The 18,158-nt window shown below is 35.4% G+C and carries 21 protein-coding genes and 1 riboswitch; of the genes, 6 read left to right on the top strand and 15 right to left on the bottom strand.

All coding sequences use genetic code 11. The features are described from left to right. Positions 1-3: 3 nt before the first annotated feature. From HNQ94_RS12525 to ribD, 3 genes are read right to left on the bottom strand one after another with little or no spacing between them, the layout of a single operon-like run. The gene (locus HNQ94_RS12525; protein ID WP_174496811.1) at positions 4-1,209 is read right to left on the bottom strand and encodes a bifunctional 3,4-dihydroxy-2-butanone-4-phosphate synthase/GTP cyclohydrolase II; all 1,206 of its coding nucleotides are present in this window, start codon (positions 1,207-1,209) and stop codon (positions 4-6) included. Between the two features lie 48 nt (positions 1,210-1,257). Further along, a complete protein-coding gene (gene ribE, locus HNQ94_RS12520) occupies positions 1,258-1,920 on the bottom strand; it encodes a riboflavin synthase (protein ID WP_174496812.1) in 663 nt (220 codons plus the stop codon). Between the two features lie 22 nt (positions 1,921-1,942). Further along, the gene (gene ribD, locus HNQ94_RS12515; RefSeq protein WP_174496813.1) at positions 1,943-3,037 is read right to left on the bottom strand and encodes a bifunctional diaminohydroxyphosphoribosylaminopyrimidine deaminase/5-amino-6-(5-phosphoribosylamino)uracil reductase RibD; all 1,095 of its coding nucleotides are present in this window, start codon (positions 3,035-3,037) and stop codon (positions 1,943-1,945) included. Between the two features lie 151 nt (positions 3,038-3,188). Beyond that, positions 3,189-3,339: riboswitch (FMN riboswitch) on the bottom strand. A 157-nt stretch (positions 3,340-3,496) separates the two neighbouring features. Here ribD and solA point away from each other — a divergent pair. Next, the gene (gene solA, locus HNQ94_RS12510; protein ID WP_174496814.1) at positions 3,497-4,624 is read left to right on the top strand and encodes an N-methyl-L-tryptophan oxidase; all 1,128 of its coding nucleotides are present in this window, start codon (positions 3,497-3,499) and stop codon (positions 4,622-4,624) included. Positions 4,625-4,729: 105 nt separating this feature from the next. Here the strand turns inward: solA and ytzI are convergent, their stop codons facing one another. The 4 genes from ytzI to HNQ94_RS12490 all read right to left on the bottom strand — a co-directional run bounded on the left by ytzI (position 4,730) and on the right by HNQ94_RS12490 (position 7,760). Continuing rightward, positions 4,730-4,888 (bottom strand): YtzI protein, encoded by a 159-nt coding sequence (ytzI, locus tag HNQ94_RS12505; RefSeq protein ID WP_174496815.1) that lies wholly within the window; start codon positions 4,886-4,888, stop codon positions 4,730-4,732. Positions 4,889-4,959: 71 nt separating this feature from the next. Beyond that, positions 4,960-5,472, bottom strand: a complete 513-nt coding sequence (locus HNQ94_RS12500; RefSeq protein ID WP_174496816.1) for a GNAT family N-acetyltransferase — start codon at positions 5,470-5,472, stop codon at positions 4,960-4,962. Positions 5,473-5,495: 23 nt separating this feature from the next. Then, the gene (locus HNQ94_RS12495) at positions 5,496-6,704 is read right to left on the bottom strand and encodes an MFS transporter (RefSeq protein WP_174496817.1); all 1,209 of its coding nucleotides are present in this window, start codon (positions 6,702-6,704) and stop codon (positions 5,496-5,498) included. Positions 6,705-7,226: 522 nt separating this feature from the next. Next, entirely contained in the window at positions 7,227-7,760 is a 534-nt protein-coding gene (locus HNQ94_RS12490; RefSeq protein ID WP_174496818.1) for a YceI family protein, read from the bottom strand. A 217-nt stretch (positions 7,761-7,977) separates the two neighbouring features. On the opposite strand from HNQ94_RS12490, the gene HNQ94_RS12485 reads away from it, so the two are divergent. From HNQ94_RS12485 to HNQ94_RS12475, 3 genes are all read left to right on the top strand, one after another. Next, complete coding sequence (locus HNQ94_RS12485) at positions 7,978-8,301, top strand: YbjQ family protein (RefSeq protein ID WP_174496819.1); 324 nt, start codon at positions 7,978-7,980, stop codon at positions 8,299-8,301. A gap of 1 nt (position 8,302) precedes the next feature. Then, complete coding sequence (locus tag HNQ94_RS12480; RefSeq protein ID WP_174496820.1) at positions 8,303-8,536, top strand: hypothetical protein; 234 nt, start codon at positions 8,303-8,305, stop codon at positions 8,534-8,536. Between the two features lie 129 nt (positions 8,537-8,665). After that, on the top strand, positions 8,666-9,712 hold the full coding sequence (locus HNQ94_RS12475) for a DUF4367 domain-containing protein (protein WP_174496821.1): 1,047 nt from the start codon (positions 8,666-8,668) through the stop codon (positions 9,710-9,712). 61 nt (positions 9,713-9,773) lie between these two features. Here HNQ94_RS12475 and HNQ94_RS12470 read toward each other — a convergent pair whose 3' ends face one another. After that, a complete protein-coding gene (locus HNQ94_RS12470) occupies positions 9,774-10,616 on the bottom strand; it encodes an undecaprenyl-diphosphate phosphatase (protein ID WP_174496822.1) in 843 nt (280 codons plus the stop codon). A gap of 160 nt (positions 10,617-10,776) precedes the next feature. Here HNQ94_RS12470 and HNQ94_RS12465 point away from each other — a divergent pair, with 160 nt between their 5' ends. Both HNQ94_RS12465 and HNQ94_RS12460 read left to right on the top strand, forming a co-directional pair. Then, positions 10,777-12,756 (top strand): glycosyltransferase family 2 protein, encoded by a 1,980-nt coding sequence (locus HNQ94_RS12465; protein WP_174496823.1) that lies wholly within the window; start codon positions 10,777-10,779, stop codon positions 12,754-12,756. A gap of 26 nt (positions 12,757-12,782) precedes the next feature. Beyond that, the gene (locus tag HNQ94_RS12460) at positions 12,783-13,220 is read left to right on the top strand and encodes a YueI family protein (protein WP_174496824.1); all 438 of its coding nucleotides are present in this window, start codon (positions 12,783-12,785) and stop codon (positions 13,218-13,220) included. Between the two features lie 72 nt (positions 13,221-13,292). Here HNQ94_RS12460 and HNQ94_RS12455 read toward each other — a convergent pair whose 3' ends face one another. From HNQ94_RS12455 to HNQ94_RS12430, 7 genes are all read right to left on the bottom strand, one after another. Further along, positions 13,293-13,922 carry a response regulator transcription factor gene (locus HNQ94_RS12455; RefSeq protein ID WP_174496900.1) on the bottom strand — a complete coding sequence of 210 codons (630 nt, stop codon included), beginning with the start codon at positions 13,920-13,922 and terminating at the stop codon, positions 13,293-13,295. Continuing rightward, positions 13,915-14,955, bottom strand: a complete 1,041-nt coding sequence (locus HNQ94_RS12450) for a sensor histidine kinase (RefSeq protein WP_174496825.1) — start codon at positions 14,953-14,955, stop codon at positions 13,915-13,917. The genes HNQ94_RS12455 and HNQ94_RS12450 overlap by 8 nt, the downstream gene beginning before the upstream one ends. After that, positions 14,952-15,683: a cell wall-active antibiotics response protein LiaF gene (gene liaF, locus HNQ94_RS12445; protein ID WP_174496826.1), complete on the bottom strand. Its 732-nt coding sequence runs from the start codon at positions 15,681-15,683 to the stop codon at positions 14,952-14,954. Before liaF ends, HNQ94_RS12450 begins: the two co-directional genes overlap by 4 nt. Before the next feature lie 115 nt (positions 15,684-15,798). Beyond that, positions 15,799-16,440, bottom strand: a complete 642-nt coding sequence (locus HNQ94_RS12440; protein ID WP_174496827.1) for a PspA/IM30 family protein — start codon at positions 16,438-16,440, stop codon at positions 15,799-15,801. 17 nt (positions 16,441-16,457) lie between these two features. Then, positions 16,458-16,808, bottom strand: coding sequence for a lmo0954 family membrane protein (locus tag HNQ94_RS12435; protein WP_174496828.1), 351 nt, complete (start codon positions 16,806-16,808; stop codon positions 16,458-16,460). 148 nt (positions 16,809-16,956) lie between these two features. Beyond that, positions 16,957-17,103, bottom strand: a complete 147-nt coding sequence (locus HNQ94_RS19470) for a lmo0937 family membrane protein (RefSeq protein ID WP_174496901.1) — start codon at positions 17,101-17,103, stop codon at positions 16,957-16,959. Positions 17,104-17,117: 14 nt separating this feature from the next. Then, positions 17,118-18,062 (bottom strand): DMT family transporter, encoded by a 945-nt coding sequence (locus HNQ94_RS12430; protein WP_174496829.1) that lies wholly within the window; start codon positions 18,060-18,062, stop codon positions 17,118-17,120. Between the last annotated feature and the right edge of the window lie 96 nt (positions 18,063-18,158).

Raw genomic sequence — 18,158 nt, 5'->3', positions numbered from 1 at the left:
GCTTTAATTGTTATTGTGGAATTGAAGCATATGCCCCAATTTTTCATGTTTTGTTTTAATATAGTTTTCATTCTCTGCCCTATGTGGTAACTGAATAGGTACTCTTTCTGTAACCTCTAGATTATAACCTTTTAATCCTTTTATTTTTCTTGGATTATTTGTTAATAGTCGCATTTTTTGCACACCTAAATCACGTAATATTTGAGCGCCTATTCCATAGTCTCTTAAATCTGGTGCAAATCCAAGTTTTTCATTTGCTTCTACCGTGTCATAGCCTTGCTCTTGAAGTTTATAGGCACGTAGTTTATTTATCAATCCAATGCCTCTTCCTTCTTGACGCATATATAGAAGAATACCATTACCTTCTTCTTCTATTTGAGCTAACGCAGCATGAAGCTGTGGGCCACAGTCACACCGATAGGAGCCAAATATATCACCAGTTAAACACTCTGAGTGAACACGGACAAGTGTTGGATGCTCAGGATCAATATCCCCCTTAATAAGAGCGATATGTTCTTTGTTGTCTACTGCATTTGTGTAAGCAACGGCCTTGAAATCACCAAATTCTGTAGGTAATTTCACCTCTACTTCTCGATTAACTAGTTTTTCCTTTTGGTTGCGGTATTCAATTAAATCTTTAATCGTAATAAGTTTTAGATCGAATTGTTTTGCGATTTCTTTTAAATCAGGAACACGAGCCATTGTCCCGTCGTCTTTAATGATTTCACAAATAACACCGGACGGGAAAGCTCCACTTAATTTTGCTAGGTCTACGGAAGCTTCTGTGTGACCTGCACGTCTTAACACTCCACCACTTTTTGCTACAATAGGAAAAACGTGTCCTGGCCTTTTAAAATCAGTAGGTTTAGAGTCTGGATTTAATAATTCCGTAATCGTAGTAGAACGTTCTAGTGCACTAATTCCTGTTGTCGTACTTTTATGATCAATACTTACAGTAAACGCTGTCCCATAAGGATCTGTATTTTGGCGAGCCATCGGATGTAATTCAAGCTTTATTGCAAGCTCTTCCGTAATGGTTGTGCAGACTAACCCTTTACCGTGTTTAATCATAAAATTAATCACTTCTGGAGTTGCTTTTTCTGATAGTGCTACAAAATCCCCTTCATTTTCACGATCTTCATCATCTACTACAATAACTACTTTCCCAGCTTTTAAATCATTTATAGCCTCTTCAATCGTGTTAAACATATCATCACTTCCTTTTATGTTAATGCCAAGCAGGTATTCTTCTGAAAATTAACTGTTAATAAACCCGTTGTCCTTTAAGAAATCTTCGCTTATGTTCGATCTATCTTTTTTAAACTGACTTACATTATTCGAAAGCATATTTACAACATATTTCGCTAACATATCACACTCTATGTTCACGATATCCCCTTCTTTTTTGTCTCCAATAACGGTGTTTGTTAGTGTATGAGGAATAAGTGAAATGGTAATAACATTTTGTTCTACACCGAAAACCGTTAAGCTCGTTCCATCTATCGCAACAGACCCTTTTAACATAAATAAATGGGAAAGAGTAGGCGGAACCTCTATTTTATAGTAAACGGCATTCGCTACTCGATTCTTTTCCACTATTTTCCCAATACCGTCCACATGTCCAGAAACAAAATGGCCACCGAACCTCCCATTAGCATGCATGGATCTTTCTAGATTAACTTTCGAACCAACATTCAACATTTTTAAAGAGGTTGCTTTAACCGTCTCAGGCATAATGTCAACTGTGAAATACTCATTTGTAAAATCTGTAACCGTAAGACATACACCATTAACGGCAATGCTGTCTCCCATTTTCACATCACGAAGAATTTCATTAGCACTTACAGTCATTTCAATTGCCTGCTCTTCTTTCTTGATGTTTTTAATAACTCCAAGTTCCTCAATAATTCCTGTAAACATGTTTATCATCCTTACCAATTATTTAAGTGTCATCTTCTACCCTTGAAATGATTTTTATGTCTGGTCCAATTTTCTCTATTGATATTATTTGTAATGGTAACGCTACCTCTAAAGAATCAATACCTGCACCACCTATGGCTGTAGGGGCATTTTTTCCTCCTATTAGCTTAGGTGCCATGTATGTGATTACTTGATTTACCGCTCCAACTTTTAAAAAGCTGCCATTCACTTCAGCTCCACCTTCCACAAAAACAGACATAATACTTTTTTCTGCTAAAACATGAAGCAGTTCGCTTATATTAATTGTCTCATTAGTGAGCTGAATTATTTCAACATGATTATAGTTTAGATAGGCTTCTTTTTCCTCTCGCCTAACAGATTTACCAACTACAATCCAAGTATTTGCATCATTTTGCGTCATAACTTTTGCATGTAACGGAGTTCGTAAGTTCGTATCCAAAATTATCCGAATTGGATTTTTCCCCTCAACAGGTAATCTAGTAGTTAAACTAGGATCATCCTTTAGTACTGTGTTGACTCCAACGAGTATAGCGTCATGACTATGGCGATACTTGTGAGCATCTAATCTTGCCTCTTCACTTGTGATCCATTTACTTTCTCCACTTGCTGTAGCAATTTTTCCATCAAGACTTGTTGCTGATTTCAGTGTAACGTACGGTTTTTTTGTTTTTATGTAGTGAAAAAACTGCTCGTTCACTTCATCTGCCTTTTCTTTTAGAACACCAACTTCAACTTCTAATCCCGCCTCCTGAAGTCGCTTAATTCCATTTCCAGCAACCTTTTCAAATGGATCAGTTGTTGCTATTACAACACGGCTTACCTCCTTGTTAATTAACAAGTCCGCACAAGGAGGAGTTCTACCATGATGACTACAAGGTTCTAATGTTACATATACGGTAGAACCTTTCGCCTTTTCTCCCGCCATATTTAATGCATGCACTTCTGCGTGTGGTCCGCCAGCCTTTAAGTGTGCTCCGAAGCCTACAATCTGACCGTTATTCACAACAACTGCACCGACTGGTGGGTTAGGACTAGTTTGTCCTACTATTTTTTTTCCGAGAGATAAGGCAAATTCCATGTAATACTCGTCATTCATGATTGTAACCCCCAAAATAAGAAATCCCCCCTAGATAAAATCTAGGAGGGAGAGAATTTACATGTATGAAGTAATGGTATGAAAACAATAACAACACGAAATAAACGTTTGTTATTGGATTTAACAGACGCACTACTCTAACAAGAAATACAAAATCCTTCTCCCATCCAGACTATACTGTCGGTCCTGGAGTTACACCAGGTCCACCGATCGATAATACATTACCGAGCGGGTCACGGACTGAGGAACAATCGTGTTCCATCACCGCCGGTTGGGATTTTCACCCGACCCCGAAGGAAATTATTTAATTTCCGTAATTATATCACTCTCACAAAAGAATGTACAAAACATTGCACTTGTTAAACCCAAGAATGGACCTAGTCAGGTTTTCTTTATTAGCTGTTATATGGTAAAATTCCTTCTAATTTACATAACAGTTGCATTCGGGGAGGTAAACAAATGAAATATGACACGATTATTGTTGGGGCTGGGTCAATGGGAATGGCCTCAGGTTATTATTTAGCAAGGCAAGGAAAATCTGTTCTCTTAGTAGATTCTTTTGATCCGCCACATTCAAATGGATCTCATCACGGGGAAACAAGGATCATTCGTCATGCATACGGAGAAGGTGCTACCTATGTACCTTTGGCCTTACGTGCACAGAAACTATGGTTAGAGTTACAAAAGGAAACAAGAAAGAAAATATTCGAACAAACAGGGGTAATAAATATAGGCGAAGAAAATTCACCTTTTGTAAAAGAGGTGCAAGCTAGTGCAAATAAACACAACTTGCCAATAGAAGTGTTAACAGGGAGTGAAATTAACCGTAGGTGGCCTGGTTTTGCTCTACCAGCCCACTATGTAGGGTGTCTTGAGAAGACATCTGGTGTACTGTTTAGTGAAGCGTGTATTTCTAGTTATAAAGAATTAGCGAAATCACACGGGGCAACTTTAAAAATGAATAGTACTGTATCCAATATACAATTGGAAAACAATGGTGTTGCTGTTCAAATGAAGGGCGAAACATATCGATCACACTCCCTAATTGTCACAGCAGGTGCATGGGCATCAAAATTGTTAAAGACACTAAACCTTTCCCTACCATTACAAACAGTGAGAAAGACATTTTCCTGGTTTGATGATAATGGGGAAACTTATCACCCTTCTAAATTTCCTGCTTTTACGATGGATGTAAAGGAGGGCATGTATTATGGGTTTCCCAACATTGATCAAGCAGGTGTGAAGATAGGAAGACATGATGGCGGAATCCCCATCAGTATAGAGGAACCAATAGAAGAGTTCGGAAAGTATGAAGAAGATAAAGCAGATGTTTCTAACGTTTTACGCCAGTACTTTCCGAAGGCAGGAAATTTCAAACAAGGAAAAACGTGTATTTACACCAATACACCTGATGGGGATTTTATTATAGATCAGCTTCCGAATCATCCACATGTAGCCATTGCTTGTGGATTTTCCGGACACGGATTTAAGTTTGGTAGTGTCGTGGGTGAAATATTAAGCCAACTTATCGAAAATAAAACTATGCCATATGATTTAGAACCCTTCTCGATAAAAAGGTTCTCGTAAATGGCTATTTATACAAGATTCTTTTCACCTAGATTGATGTTATAGATAGAAACGGTGTAGTAAATTATGCATGACTAAATCCAAACAGGTGAAAAGGTTTTACATTTAGCCTTTTTCACCTGTTTTATTTTCTTCTTCTGTATTATCTTCATCACCTGGCAGGGGATCAATTTTATGCTGATAGGAGTAACCTTTCGAAATCGCCATTAGTGATAGACCTAATACTGCTAGTACAATTGCTATACAAACTAGTAACCAAAACATTTTATTCCCCCACTATCTAGTGAATTTGCTATTTAACTAGAGGATAACGATTCTTCCGAAGATTATCAAGCTTAATCACGTTGCAACTTTCTGACTAGGCGCAGGGATATAGCGTGATCAGCTTTCTCACTTTCATAGGTTCTTTGTTCGGAATGATATTGAAACCCACGTGCTTTATAAAAAGGAATACCCTTCTCATTATTCATTTGTACGGAAACCCATTGTTCCGTTGCCCCTTTTGCTAATTGTTCATCCGAAATGGCTTTTAGTAAGAGGCTTCCGATTCCTTCTCCTCTTCTTGTCGGATCTAGATATAAAACAAAAACCTCCCCCGTGTTTTCACTAGTCATTCCACCACCACCAGCTCCAACTACTTCTCCGTTTTCAAGGGCAACAAACCAGCCGTCCCACCCTTCAGGATTCGTAACCTCATTTGCTAAACGGTCTAGATTATAAAATTTATCTATCGTACGTTCAATATAATCATTTGATAATAGGTTTTTATAGGTAGCTCTATACCCCTCTACACAAACCCTTCTAATTCCATATATATCATTAAATAATGCCTTTCTTACCAATACCATCTTTTCTTCTCTCCTTTTTAGTCTCATTTACCAAAATTGCGAACTGCAGGTACTAAATAGGTCGCAATTGCACCGGACATTTGTAAGATCCCTGCTCCAACAAACATTATTTCTGGTTTAAGTGACTCCATTAACCAACCAGATAAAGCTTGAGAAATGGGTGTGGAGCTACCCATAATTAAAATCATAATACCTATTACTCTTCCAAACATTTTATTTGGGATGATTGTTTGATTTACACTAGGTGCTAAAACATTAATTGCAGACTCTTGTACACCTATAAAGAGAAACATTATAGCAAGGAAAATTAGTTGATGACTAAACCCAATTAACATAATAAGTGCACCTTGAATAAAAACCGTAATTAGAACCATATAAGGCTTTGGCCTTTTTATCGTAAAAACGATAAAAAGAAGGGCACCAATAGCACTTCCAATACCTAAAAAGGTATGGATTAAACCATAGCTTTCAACACCTAATTCATATTTCTTTATTAAAAATGGTATAGAAATCATAGCAGCTCCAACGGAAGCATTTGTAATAAAGGCTTGTGTTGACATCGCTACTATTACTGGGGTTTTCACAAAATACTTAAATCCTTCCAAGAGGCTTTTGATAAAAGACTTGCTTACTATTTCTTCTTCATCTGTTACACGAAATGAAATAAACATAAATAGTATAACGACAAGCACAAAGGATAAGCCATTAACTAAAATCGCTAGCCACATACCTCCAAAGGCTATAAGTGTTGCTCCAATCATAGGCCCAATAATATATGAAGAATTACTCGCCACCATAAGTAAGCTCATAGATTGTGTATAGTGCTCCTCCTTTACTATTCTTTTTCTGCAAGAGATACCTGCAGGTTCAGCTATCGAATCGACTGCTCCAAAGAGAACACCAACCACATAAAACAACCACAATGGTGGCAAACCAAACATGATAAACATAAGGAAAATAAACATCATTAATGCTCGTATTATATTTGAAAGAACTAATAGCTTTCTTGCATCAACCCGATCAACAATGACGCCACCGAATAAAACAAATATCATTTTTGTGATTCCAACTGCAAACAAGTAGGAACCTACAATTAAAGGTGAACCTGTCATTTCTACTAATAACCAAGTTAAAGCAATAATAAAGATAGAATCCCCTAAGGAAGATACCCACACTATAATGAAATATAGCAAAAAATTTTTATTCCTAAATATATGTAAACTCAATTCCATAATCTTCTCCTCCAACCTTATGAAAAACTTGAATAGTGCAACGACTTTGAACGAAGCGCGAAAGCATAGTTGTACTTAAACTATAGACTTAAAACTTTTATCTACGTCGAGACATCTTCATTGCTAAAATTTATATTTTCCTATAGCACAAAAGACACTTCCCCACAGGAAAGTGCCTTTAAATAAAAAGAACTATTCTATAAAAGTCACCCAGTGAAATGAATTAAAAAAATATAAAATTACTAAAAAAGGGCAGACTTGTCCCTTTAGAAGAAAAATTATCATTTTTTAATTCCAAATTATGCCCTAAGGCTCTATTAAAGTTCACTGGGTAACCTCCTCTCTTATCCTATTTTTTATTATATACCTTATCTTGGAATAATGGTAAAAAGAAAAATTTATCGTTTGTAAACCGCTAGAGAGACTGAATAACTAGTATCTGTTTCATACGATGAATAAATCACTAAGACGACTTAAGTCCATTAAAAAAGATGCCCTAATGGACATCTCTTCTTTTTATCGTTATTCTGCTTTTAAAGCTTCTGTTTCAATGGTGAATTTAACATCTTCTCCGACTAATACTCCACCAGTTTCTAACGCAACGTTCCAAACTAATCCGTAGTCTTTACGATTAACTTTACCTTCTACACTAAAGGCAACTACTTCATTTCCGTAAGGATCTACTCCTTTACCCTCATACGTTGTTTTGAATGTTTCTTCTCTAGTAGTTCCGCGAATAGTTAAATCGCCTACCACGTCATATTCGCCTTCACCTTTATTAACGACCTTTTTCGATTTAAAAGTCATTTTAGGGTGGTTTTCTACATCAAAGAAATCCCCGCTACGAAGGTGGTTATCACGGTCATTATTCCCGGTGTCAATGCTATTCAAATCAATAACAAACTCAATGTCAGCAGTTGTTAAATCTTCCGGATCCGCATCAATAGTTGCTTGAAATTCTTTAAAAGTACCTTTTACCTTTGAAATCATCATATGCTTTACTACGAATTCTACACTTTTATGGTTATCGTCAAGTTTCCATTTTGATTTTGCCATTTTTAAATCTCTCCCTCAAGGTTATTTTATATAACTTTAATTACTAATTATATGGTACTTACAAATAGTAAGTTTGTCAATTGATTTGCTACTAGAAATAATAAATATAAATTGAGGTCCTAGGAAATATTTATTATTTGTCGAATTAATTTTAATGAAACCAATACCATTTAAAACCGTATAAACTATTACGAAATGTGAGAAAAGAGGGATTAATATGATTATTTCAACCGGGGAGCATGTACCAGGATATGAAATCAAGGAAGTGAAAGGTCCTGCAGTTGGATTGACTGTAAGAGCTAGGGGTTTAGGAAAAGATATTACCGCTTCTATTAAAGGCTTAATGGGGGGAGAAATTAAACAGTATGCGGAAATGCTGGAAGAAGCAAGAAAAGAAGCAATGGATCGTATGACTGCTAACGCCCAACAAATGGGAGCAGATGCCATTATCGCTTTTCGTTTTGACTCTGGAAACATTAGCAGTAACATGAGTGAAATAGTAGCCTACGGGACTGCTGTTACGTTGGAGAAAAAGCAATAAGATGTGGAAGTTCATTGTAGCTTATTTTATTTTTCAACTTGTCTTATTTATTGTTATTTTGTTACTCACAAACCGAACGGATAAAAAAAGTGCAACAACAAAATATATTCCAGTAGCTGATGTTCCAGAAGGGTTTCAAAAAACATCTGAATCTTTCCTGGATAATAAAACAAACCAGCCAGTTTTTATCTACTACAACCCAACAACTGGGAAAAGAATTTATGTCCAAGAATGAATAGATAGGTAACAGCACATCGTTTAAGTGTTGTTACCTATCTATTTTTAGCTGTTGGGTTTTTTTCAAATATATTTTTTCAAATGGCACATCATAAGAGTATATCCATTATTTTAATGGGGGGTTCTTATGAATATCAGATTAAAGCACATTATTATTTTTCAAGCGTTATTCCTTATTATCGGTTTGGTCGGATGTAATCAGGATCTAACTGTTGAGGAGATCATAGAAAATGCCACTGCAGCACAAAAAGATATACGTTCATACCACGCAACAATAACGAATACCATTCATTATGATGATCAAGACGAAACATATCGTTATGAAGAGTGGGTGGAAAGTCCAAATCGATATAGAGTTGATTTTGAAAACGGAATGACGATTGTAAGTAATGGAGAAACTTCTTGGATATATGATGAGGCAACCAATGAAGTCATGATTGAAGAGTCTGGAGAAGCTGTTGATTATATTGAAGAAGCCCAAATCATGAATGAGTTATTATCTTACTTAATAGAAAACAATTCGGTATCGCTTGTTGGAGAAGAAGAACTTCCTCCGTTTGATGCATATCATTTAACCATGACACCCAAACAAGAAAATACAGATGTATTGGGTAACGGTACTGTAGACTTTTGGTTGGACAAAGAAACGTGGTTACCTGTTAAAATTGCAACGACAGACGGGGATTTCAGTTCCGTAATCCTTTATGAAGATGTTGAGTACAACATAGATATAGATGATGCCACTTTTAATTTTGAAGCTCCAGAAGACGCTGAAATAATAACAATGGATGATGAAATATATGAAGATATATCTCCAGAGGAAATAAAGGAACAAGCTGATTTTTATATTCCGGAAATTACAAACTTACCACCAGGCTATGAATTAACCGAAAGTTTTTATGATGAAGATATAGGATTTGCTGTTTTCAGTTTCACGAATAACAATAATCTTATTGATTTCACTGTAATGGCTGAAGACCAGTTTGGGTTAGAAGATGTACCAGAAGAAGAAATAAGAGAAATAACTATTAATGATGGACCAGGGACTATCATTGAAATGGAAGGAATGTATTTTATAAATTGGCAAGTTGATGATGTTTTTGTAGAACTCTCTATCATGGCTGATGATCTGACAGAAGAGGACGCAATCGGAATTGCTGAAAGCGTGCAATAAAGAGCTACCAAATAAAAAGACAGCAAAAACACACGGAGTGTTTTGCTGTCTTTTCATAACCCTACATAACGAAAAATACATAAATGAGAGCCGCTAAGACGATACGGTAAATAGCAAATGGGATTAATTTTATTTTATTAATAAGCTTGAGGAAAAATTTAATGGATAGAAGCGCGAATATGAATGCGCTGATAAAACCAGCAATAAAGAACGGTAAAGCATCAATTGTGAAGTATTGCCAGTTCTTTAGTAAAGATAAGGTGCTTGCTCCTAACATAATTGGCACTGCCATAATAAAGGTAAAATCTGCTGCAGTTCGGTGATTTAAACCTAACAAAACAGCTCCTGAAATTGTGGACCCTGAACGAGAAAAACCCGGCCATAAGGCTAAGCATTGAAACAGCCCAATCCAGAAAGCTTGACGGTAAGAAATTTGGTCTACTGTTTGAATGATATTCGTTTTTGGACGGAGTAAATCTGCAGCAATCATTAAGAATGCCCCTACTACTAAACCAACTAAAACGGTGTTAATGGAAAACAAATATTCATCAATATAATCTTCAAATAAAAAGCCCAATATACCAGCCGGTAATAAGCCTACTAAGATGATTTTAAGATTCAATTGGTTTTCCTGCGTTCCTTTTTTCCCAACAAACTGTTTCAACGATAATAGTTGAATAAATCTTTCTCTAAATAAAATGACAACAGCCATAATAGAACCAAGTTGTATAACAACCTTAAATGTATTAGCTACCTCTTTAGAAAATAGTTCTTTTGATTGTAAAAGCATATCATCGACTATAATCATATGTCCCGTAGATGAGACAGGGGCAAATTCAGTTAATCCTTCTACTAATCCTAGAATTACTGCTACAAAAAACTCCCACAAATTCAACACTTTCATCCTCTCGGAATTTCTTTTTGATGTTATAAAAAGACTATAAACTTTTTTATATACTTAGGAAAGATTTATTTTCACTATACATCTAGTTTTACTGTTTCCATCATAAAAGCGAGATTATGAAAAATAATAAAGGTATGCTCACACAACAAGGAGGATTATTTTGCTTTCTATTCATATATGGGACTACATTTTCCCAATCGTTGTAATCTTACTTGCTTATTTTTTATATTTTACTTCCCGCTATTCAGATAAAGCAAAACAATTGTTATATGGATTAGTGTTAATCATAACTTTCATTTATTTAATTTGGAGAACTTTTTTTACTATCCCAACTACAAGTGGCTTTGGATTTTCTTTCGGATTATTACTTTTAATTACAGAGTGGATAGGTTATTTTCAAATGTTTGTTTTTTATTTACTCGTCTGGAAACCATTTAAGCGAAGGCACATTCCAATGAAAGAACACGAAAAATTACCAACTGTCGATGTTTTCATTGCGACTTATAATGAACCAGCAAAGATTTTGAAAAAGACGGTTGCAGCGTGTTCTTACTTAAAATATCCCAAAGACCTCCTTCATGTTTATATATGCGATGATGGTAATAGAGAAGAAATCAAAAAGTTGGCTGAAGAATTCGCCATTGGTTATATTGCTCGAGCTGATAATAGTCATGCAAAAGCTGGGAATTTAAACTACGCACTTCGTTGTACAAAAGGGGAAATTATTGTAACACTCGATGCTGATATGATTCCTAAATCCATTTTTTTAGAACGAACTATCGGACAATTCGTCAATCCAAAGGTTTCATTTGTCCAAGCACCTCAAGTGTTTTATAATCCGGATCCGTTTCAATATAATTTGTTTTCAGAAACAAATATACCGAATGAACAAGATTTTTTCATGCGTCATTTAGAACAAGGAAAAGATAGATACGATGCTGTTATGTATGTCGGGAGTAATGCTTTATTTCGAAGAGAGTCTTTAAAAACTATTGGTGGATTCGCTACAGGTGTTATTACGGAAGATATGGCAACAGGTATGCTCCTACAATCAAAAAATTATCAGTCCGTTTTTGTTAATGAGGCATTGGCTGTCGGTTTATCAACAGAAAGCTGGTCAGATTTACTTAAACAAAGAGACCGTTGGTGCAGAGGAAATATTCAGTGTGCCCGAAAATGGAATCCGCTTACTTATCATGGCCTTTCTTTCATGCAAAAAATATTATATTTTGACGGCATTGTTTATTGGTTTTTCGGTGTGTATAAAATGATTTATATCTTGGCTCCGATTCTTTTCCTTGTATTTGGTGTTTATGTACTAGAAGCAACCCTTACCTCGATTCTCATTTTTTGGCTACCGTCCTATGTAACCAGTGTGCTCGCTTTTAGTATTGCCTCTCGAAAGCAACGAAACTTTATGTGGAGCCATGTTTACGAAACAGCTATGGCACCTTATATGGCTTTTTCAGCATTATCAGAGCTATTTCTAAAAAAGAAATTTAACTTTCATGTAACAAGAAAAGGGGTTTTAGAAGGTAGTCGGATTTTCAGATGGCAATTAGCTCTTCCGCATTTTTTATTAATGATTTTAACGATAGTTGGCATCATTAAATTTGGATTTGCTTTTTATTCAAACAATGATATTCTATTGAGCTTATATGTCATAAATCTTTTTTGGGCATTTTATAATTTAATTGCTATTGTGGCCTCTATTCTCATTGCATTTGACCGACCTAGATACCGAGAAAGTGAAAGAAGCAATATTCATGATCAATGTTTTTGCACAATTAATGACGTACCAAATATACCTTGTACAATAATGGATATTAGCGAAACGGGTGCACGTATAGAACTGAGAAATTTTAATGGTTCTATTGAGCTTGGTAGTTCTTTAGATCTTTGTGTAAAAGAAATTCAAGACTTAAAAGCTAAGATTGTATGGCTGAATAAAAATAATCAGCTAAAACTAGGAGTAAGGTTCACTGATCTTACAACAACACAATATACACAATTAGTAAAAATTATTTATGATAAACTAGAAGCTCCTTATAATGAAGAAAAAACAATAAGGTCGTTGATTACTTATAGCATGTTTAATTTTTTTAGACACACTAAAAAAACACCTAAACGATACAAGTAACTTGTCATGTTAATGGGAGTGAGGATATGAAAAAGGACATCGATGAATATTTACAGGAAGGAATGTACGGAGCAAGGGAAACAAAACCTGATGAACGAAGGCGGTTTTTAGGGTCATTAAGAGAGCGGACTGTTCTCGCTTTGAAAAAAAGACAAGTGCTAAAAAAGGCTGGAATGGCAGAAGTTGAAAACGCGATGAAAAAACATCCTTCTGTTCATCTTTTATTAAATGGGAATATGCGTTTGGCTTATTTTAAAGAATATAAAAAACTTGCTCAAAAACATAAAATCAATTATACAACCGTTACAAATAAGGATGCTAAGACTGACTTAGGATTAATTCTCATCATGGATGAGGCTGTAGATAAGGAAAATATTTTTCTTAAAGAAACAGACAAAACAGAAAAAGATAGACATGAAAAGACTCTGGGTAATTATTTAAAGTCCTTATTTAAAATTCAATAAAAATAAGCAATCCTTCTTTAAACAGATGGATTGCTTATTTTTATATGGCTATCTTTCAAACAGTTTTAATAGTTAAACTAATTCATTTTTAAATGCATATATAACTGCCTGTGTACGATCCTGCACTTGTAATTTCCCTAAAATATTACTTACATGAACCTTCACTGTCTTTAAAGCAATAAAGAGTTGATCGGCTATTTCTTGATTTGTCTTCCCTTCTGCAATAAGAAATAATATTTCCTTTTCTCTTTCTGTTAATTGTTCATGAAGAGCCTCTACAGGCTTTTGACGCATTTTGGACATGATTTTACCTGTCACTTCTGGCTCTAAAATTGATTGTCCTTGATAGGTTGCACGTATTGCATCTGCTATTTCATTCGCTTTAGAAGTTTTCAGCATGTAGCTAGTAGCTCCTGCCTCTAAGGCTGGATAAACCTTTTCATCATCAAGAAAACTAGTCACGATAATTATTTTTGCTTCGGGCCATGATTGTAATATTTGCTTTGTAGCCTCTATTCCATCCATTTCTTTCATCACTAAGTCCATTAAAATAATGTCTGGTTTTAGCTCTAGGGCTAGCTTAACTGCTTGACCACCATCGTCAGCTTCAGCAACAACGTCAATATCATGTTGGGAAGATAAATAGGCTGATACACCTATACGTACCATTTCATGATCATCAGCAAATAATACTTTAATCATCATTTCCTAGCTCCTTTTTTACTAGTGGAACCTTCACTTCTAATCGGGTTCCTTGATTTTTTAAACTAACAACTTTTAAAGAGCCACCTACTTCTTCGGCACGTTCATTCATGTTTTGTAATCCATAAGAGCTCGTTTTTGCTTCTTCTACATTAAAACCAATTCCATCATCAACAATACGTAAAATAATCATTTCATCTCGAACAATTAACATTACATGTAAAGAGTTAGCTTTTGCATGCCTTAACGTATTAGATACGGATTCCTGTAAAATGCGGAACAACTGGTCCTCTATCCCTTTATCAACGTTGAATTGTTCGATTTTAGATTCAATTTCCATCGGAACCTTTTGGGTCAACTCTGATAGAAGCTCTTTGATACCTTCTTGAAGTGACTTACCTTTTAACGCTACTGGTCTTAAGTGTAGTAATAATGCCCGCATTTCAAGTTGGGATTGATGAATCATTTTTTCAACCATTTGTAGTTGTTTATTAATAGTAGGATCCTTAGGGCGTTCTCCCTCATTTATTGCTGACATCATCATAGATGCTGCAAAAAGCTGTTGGCTAACAGAATCATGTAATTCTCTTGCTAGGCGATTCCTTTCCTGGATCACTACTTCTTGTAAGCTTTTCTCCCTTTCAGTGGCCCTGTCTGTCGCCAACCGTTGGAAAAGCTGTGCCTGATGCTTAAATTTTTCATCTAATTGCTGTACTTGTTTTTGGATGGGAATTAAATCCTTATAAGTTTCTATTTCTCCTTGAAGGGTAAGTTTCTGTCCTTTAATTAGCGCATCTAGTCCATGCCAAATCAAACGTTGTCTCTTTTTTATGCTGACTCCATACACAACTCCACCTACTAATCCAATAACTCCTATCATCATCAATACAACAACCAAGTAGGGAATATCAAGCAATTCCTTTTCCAAAAGAAGTGACCAATTATCTAGAGGAAAAACAATAAAAGTTACAATAGAGAGTATAATGCCTAACACAAACGCCAAAAGTAATCCAACAAAAATATGTTTGATCATATGCGTCTCACCTCAATATCTCCAGATAATATGGAGGTGACCATCTTCACTCTAGGATAATTTGTTTCATAGCCTTCTGTTCGGTAGGCGATAGACTGATTAAAAAGTTTTAGATCCTGTTCACCTAAGATGTATGCTCTACCAAAAATAGAGCTATGATGGACACTTACCTCTACTTCATAGGGAACATAAATAATAATATTGCCAATGAAATGTCGAATGGATACAACGGATTGATCTGGAAGTACAGTGTTTCCTAAATCAAGAATACGATCACCAAAACCCCCATGGATATTGATGTCTCTCCATTCATAGGCAGTATTAGGAGTTGTTTGATCACCGAACATACGCTGATCAAACAAAGGTTTTATTTGAATTAACGGTTCTTGCTCGTCATCAGAATCAGGTTTTACGAAATGAGGGGAATAAGTATCCGGGTGATTTTTCATCCGTTGATAGTGTCTAAAAAATAGAAAAATGAGGACGACTAACAAAAAGCGGACTGCCATCATATTTAAAATGGTGAAAAATAAAACAATAGCCCCTATTAAAAATAGAATTTTCCCCCAACTATCGCTAAAATTTTTCCACCCGATATACATAATTAATGAAGTAAATAGGAATGAAAAAATAAGCCATCCATTAAAGAAGATTACTTCGATAGCAAAGAGCGCAAATGCTATTAATATAATGAGATTAAATGTGTCTGTTGATAACCGCTGAAACATATTAGCCGCCATCCTTCTTATTAGTCAAACTGTGTTTGTCTGTTACGTGAAAGAAAACATAGGCTTACCATTTTTCGACAGTAAGCCTTATTTTTTCTAGCATATCATATTTCAATTAATTCGCTGTAGCTTTTTCTTCTTCTTTCATTTTTCTTTCTAATTCGGCCATTTTGCTATCAAATGTATTACGATAATAAGCACTGTTTACTTTGTGCTCTAAGTTTTTAATATATTGGTCGATTTCATTAAAACGTGAATATGGCTTGTCCACTGAGTTTTCAATTACTTTATTCATTTGATGCTGAGCACGTACCACGTTTTCACGGCCCATTAATTCCATTCTTTTTAAATTCATATCCTTTAAACGATGCTTCATTTCCTCGTATTTATGCTCTAGGTTTTCTAATTGTTTTGTTACTTCATTTCGCAAATCCTTCATACGGTCTGCGCGCCCCTGATACTCTGCATATTCATTGTTTGCAAATTGGAACATTGTTTCTTCTCCTACTTTTTCCGCAATTTCCATTTGATGTTTACGCTTGTCCGCCATTTCTTGTGCTTGATAGTGTTCTCTAGTGAATTCCTCTTTCAAGCGATATTGACGCTCAATTAACACTCGCACCTTTTCTGTTTCCTTTTCACTCTCACGAATGTATTGGTTTAACTTCGCAACTGGGTTTTTCTCTTCCTTCTCGTCAATTAATTGGTGCAGATCTGCAGAAATAGTTTCCTTAATTCTTTTAAATAAGTTTGTCATTATAAATCTCTCCTTTTTTATTTGTGTAATTCTGCCCATTGTTTTTCAAAGTTTATAAAGGGATCTTTTTCAGAGGGCTTGTCCGTCCGACTCCATTTTTCCTTTTTATATTCCTTGAGGATTAAGTACAGTCCGTAAGCAGCAAACAATCCAATTACTGCAAAAACATTAGAAAGCGTTATGGCTAGTACGATTAAACCTAAAATTACCCACCCTATCTTTTTAGTACTTGAATCTGCTTTGACAAATTGTTTAAAAATTACATAAAGTAACCAAATGCTAACGCCAAGCAAAATCATTGGTCCAATACTACCAATAAGCACGAACAAAGCAATTAAACCAAGAACAAATAAAATAAACTGTTTCATCACTTATTAACTCCTTTCTTTAACTTGTCTCTATCTTATCTAGAAAGAAGGCTTTGTATAATGAGCTATAGATATATTTTCAAGTAAGACTTAAGGTCTAGATGGCCCTTTACTTTTTGACACAAAAAAAGATGGACTCCGCAAAGATTTACTTGCGCGAGATCCATCTTCCTATTCGAAAGACTAATATAACAATAGCAACCAAAAGAAGAATATGTATAAGCTTTCCGATAATATCTAGAATGAGCCCTACAAACCAAAACAACAAAATTAATCCAATTATTGTCCAAAACATTACATCAATCCTTTCTATATAGCCTTTTGCTTCCATTCCACATCCTCTAAGTTTGTTTTTCGTTTCTTGTTCATCACTGTTGTAAAATATACACCAACAATAACCATACACATTCCGATTATTTGCTGCCATGTTATAGAAGAATCATAAAAAACGAGAGCAATCCATGTAGCATTAATAGGCACTAAATTCATGTAAATTCCAGCCTTGCTTGCGCCAATTTGATGTATGCCTGTGTTCCAAAGTAAGAAGGCAATAACTGTTGAGAAGATAACCATAAACGTCATTTCTCCCCAGGACTGCATGGACATGTTCACTACTTCACTCCAACCACCCTCAAAAATGGACCAGATGAAAAGAAAAAAAGTACCTGTAAGTGTTGTAATCGTTGTCGTAAAAAGAGGCGATACACCTTTCATAACCACTTTCCCCAATAGACCGTGAGCGACCCAACATAATAATCCACCAAGAAACATCAAGTCACCAATATTGAAGGATAATGTGACCAACGTATGAAAAGAGCCTTTTAAAATAACAACTAAAACACCCACGAATGATAATACTAGGCCTATTCCAACCCTTCTATTCCAATCCTCTTGAAAAAGAAGCACAGCACCAATCGTAATAAAAACTGGTGAAGTTGCCATAATTAAGGAACCATTAATAGCCGAGGTATAGTTTAATGCTGTAAAAAATAAAGCGTTATAACCAAATATCCCTGTAATAGACATGAGAAGTAACCCTAACCAGCGCCTTCTCAAAACATTAAATTTCCACTGTTTCCTCACTAACACAATAACTAATAGAATGAATCCTGCTAAACCAAAGCGTATAGTAGCTGCTAAAATAGGAGGAATTTCTGTTAAAACATGTTTGGCTGCCCCAAAAGCTGCACCCCAAAACATAGGAACTAATAGCATTAATAAGTATAGTTTTATGTGTTGTTTCGGATTATCCATCCTTCATATCCTCCAAATAGTTCACGTCCATATTTCGGTCTAGTATATAATAGTAGAGCTAATTAACAAAACAAAAACACCTCTAACGAATCCAAA

Origin of the sequence: Salirhabdus euzebyi (assembly GCF_014207435.1) — a bacterium.
In the GTDB taxonomy this organism is placed as follows: domain Bacteria; phylum Bacillota; class Bacilli; order Bacillales; family Alkalibacillaceae; genus Salirhabdus; species Salirhabdus euzebyi.
Note: the sequence above shows the minus strand (reverse complement) of the source record. Positions and strands in the feature narration are given on the sequence as shown.